We start from the raw sequence: 3,508 nt of genomic DNA, 5'->3' as shown, positions 1-3,508 counted from the left end.
CGCCGCTCGCCGCCGCCCCCGCCGCGCCGCCGGCCCCCAAGGCCGCCGCCCCGGCGCCCGCGCCCGCCGCCGGTGCCACCGGCCCCGCGCTGGTCCAGCTGCGCGGCCCGGCCAAGGCCGTCGCGACCAACATGGACGCCTCCCTGGAGGTGCCGACCGCGACCTCGGTGCGCGCCGTCCCGGCCAAGCTGTTGATCGACAACCGCATCGTCATCAACAACCACCTGCAGCGCGCCCGCGGCGGCAAGGTCTCCTTCACCCACCTGATCGGCTACGCCCTGGTCCAGGCCATCAAGGCCGCCCCGGGCATGAACCACAGCTACAAGGTGGAGGACGGCAAGTCCTACCTGGTCAAGCCCGAGCACGTGAACCTCGGCCTGGCCATCGACCTGGTGAAGCCCAACGGCGACCGCCAGCTCGTCGTCGCGGCCATCAAGAAGGCCGAGACCCTCGACTTCTTCGGCTTCTGGCAGGCCTACGAGGACATCGTCCGCCGGGCCCGCGCCAACAAGCTGACCATGGACGACTTCACCGGCGTCACGGTCTCGCTGACCAACCCCGGCGGCATCGGCACCGTGCACTCCGTGCCGCGCCTCATGCAGAACCAGGGCACCATCGTCGGCGTCGGCGCCATGGAGTACCCGGCCGAGTTCCAGGGCTCCGCCCCGGAGACCCTGGCCCGCCTCGGCGTCTCCAAGATCATGACGCTGACCTCGACCTACGACCACCGCGTCATCCAGGGCGCGGCGTCCGGCGAGTTCCTGCGCGAGATCCACCGCCTGCTGCTCGGCGAGAACGGCTTCTACGACGAGATCTTCGAGTCGCTGCGGATCCCGTACGAGCCGGTCCGCTGGGCCACCGACGTCGCCACCACCCACGACGACGAGGTCAACAAGACCGCCCGCGTCATGGAGCTGATCCACTCCTACCGGGTCCGCGGCCACCTCATGGCCGACACCGACCCGCTGGAGTACAAGCAGCGCAAGCACCCCGACCTGGACGTCACCACCCACGGCCTCACCCTGTGGGACCTGGAGCGCGAGTTCGCGGTCGGCGGCTTCGGCGGCCAGCGGATGATGAAGCTCCGCGACATCCTCGGCCTGCTGCGCAACACGTACTGCCGCACCGTCGGCATCGAGTACATGCACATCCAGGACCCGAAGCAGCGCAAGTGGCTGCAGGAGCGCCTGGAGAAGCCGTACACCAAGCCGGAGCGCGAGGAGCAGCTGCGCATCCTGCGCCGGCTGAACTCGGCGGAGGCCTTCGAGACCTTCCTGCAGACCAAGTACGTCGGCCAGAAGCGCTTCTCGCTGGAGGGCGGCGAGTCGCTCATCCCGCTGCTCGACGCCACCATCGACGCCGCCGCCGAGCACCGCCTCGACGAGGCCGTCATCGGCATGGCCCACCGCGGCCGCCTCAACGTGCTGGCCAACATCGTCGGCAAGCCGTACGGCAAGATCTTCGGCGAGTTCGAGGGCAACCTCGACCCGAAGTCGATGCACGGCTCCGGCGACGTCAAGTACCACCTGGGCTCCGAGGGGACCTTCACCGGTCTGGACGGCGAGACCATCAAGGTCTCGCTGGCCGCCAACCCCTCCCACCTGGAGGCCGTGGACCCGGTCGTCGAGGGCATCGCCCGCGCCAAGCAGGACATCCTGGACCAGGGCGGCACCACCTTCCCGGTGCTCCCGATCCAGATCCACGGCGACGCGGCCTTCGCCGGCCAGGGCGTCGTCGCGGAGACCCTGAACATGTCGCAGCTGCGCGGCTACCGCACCGGCGGCACTGTGCACGTCGTGGTGAACAACCAGGTCGGCTTCACCGCCGCCCCGGCCTCCTCGCGCTCCTCGATGTACTGCACCGACGTGGCCCGGATGATCGAGGCCCCGATCTTCCACGTGAACGGCGACGACCCGGAGGCCGTGGTCCGCGTCGCGCGGCTCGCCTTCGAGTTCCGCCAGGTGTTCCACAAGGACGTCGTGATCGACCTCATCTGCTACCGCCGCCGCGGTCACAACGAGGCCGACAACCCGTCGTTCACCCAGCCGCTGATGTACGACCTGATCGACAAGAAGCGCTCGGTGCGCAAGCTGTACACCGAGGGCCTGATCGGTCGCGGCGACATCACCATGGAAGAGGCGGAGCAGGCGCTCCAGGACTTCCAGGGCCAGCTGGAGAAGGTCTTCGCGGAGGTCCGCGACGCCGCCCAGGCCCCGGCCTCGGCCACCGGCGGCAAGCCGGTCGCCGACTTCCCGGTCAACATCCGGACCGGCATCTCCGAGGAGATGGTCAAGCGGATCGCCGCCTCCCAGGTCAACCTGCCGGACTGGCTGACCGTCCACCCGCGCCTGCTGCCGCAGCTGCAGCGCCGCGCGGCCTCGGTCGAGGACAACACCATCGACTGGGCGACCGGCGAGACCCTCGCCATCGGCTCGCTGCTCATGGAGGGCCACCCGGTCCGCCTGGCCGGCCAGGACAGCCGCCGCGGCACCTTCGGCCAGCGGCACGCCGTCCTGATCGACCGGGCCACCGGCGAGGACTACACCCCGCTGCAGTACCTCACCGAGGACCAGGCCCGCTACACCGTGTACGACAGCCTGCTGTCCGAGTACGCGGCGATGGGCTTCGAGTACGGCTACTCGCTGACCCGCCCGAACGCGCTGGTCATGTGGGAGGCGCAGTTCGGCGACTTCGTCAACGGCGCGCAGACCATGGTGGACGAGTACATCGCCTCCGCCGAGCAGAAGTGGGGCCAGCACTCGGGCGTCACCCTGCTGCTGCCGCACGGCTACGAGGGCCAGGGCCCGGACCACTCGTCCGCCCGCCCGGAGCGCTTCCTCCAGCTGTGCGCGCAGAACAACATGACGGTCGCCATGCCGACCCTGCCGTCGAACTACTTCCACCTGCTCCGCTGGCAGGCGCACAACCCGCACCACAAGCCGCTGGTCGTCTTCACCCCGAAGTCGATGCTGCGTCTGAAGGCCGCGGCGAGCGCCACCGAGGAGTTCCTGTCCGGCTCCTTCCGCCCGGTCATCGGTGACAACACCGTCGACCCGGCGCAGGTCCGCAAGGTGGTCATCACCGCCGGCAAGTTCTACTACGACGTCGAGGCGGCCCGCACCGAGCGCGGCATCACCGACACGGCGATCGTCCGGGTCGAGCGGCTCTACCCGCTTCCGGTGGCCGAGCTCCAGGAGGAGCTCGCCCGCTACGGCGACGACGTCCAGTTCGTCTGGGCGCAGGAGGAGCCGGCCAACCAGGGCGCGTGGCCGTTCATCGCCATGAACCTGGTCGACCACCTGCAGGTCGTCGTCGGCCGCAGCGCCGGCGGCTCGCGCCTGCGCCGCGTCGCCCGCACGGCCTCCTCCGCCCCGGCGGTCGGCTCGGCCAAGCGGCACGGCGCCGAGCAGCAGCAGCTGCTGGAGGAGATCTTCACGCTCTGACCCCCCGGTCGGCCGCGTGAGTCCCGGCACCACGGCCCCCGCACCCCTGGCTCCCAGGGGTGCGG

Annotated in this window: 1 protein-coding gene; it reads left to right on the top strand. The window is 70.3% G+C overall.

Features of this window, described 5'->3' with window-relative positions:
• A partial coding sequence (locus ACFCX4_RS35365; RefSeq protein ID WP_376151434.1) for a multifunctional oxoglutarate decarboxylase/oxoglutarate dehydrogenase thiamine pyrophosphate-binding subunit/dihydrolipoyllysine-residue succinyltransferase subunit occupies window positions 1–3,443 on the top strand: 3,443 nt, incomplete at its 5' end.
• Window positions 3,444–3,508 lie beyond the last annotated feature (65 nt).

Source organism: Kitasatospora sp. NPDC056327 (genome assembly GCF_042261735.1).
Taxonomy (GTDB): domain Bacteria; phylum Actinomycetota; class Actinomycetes; order Streptomycetales; family Streptomycetaceae; genus Kitasatospora.
Note: the sequence above shows the minus strand (reverse complement) of the source record. Positions and strands in the feature narration are given on the sequence as shown.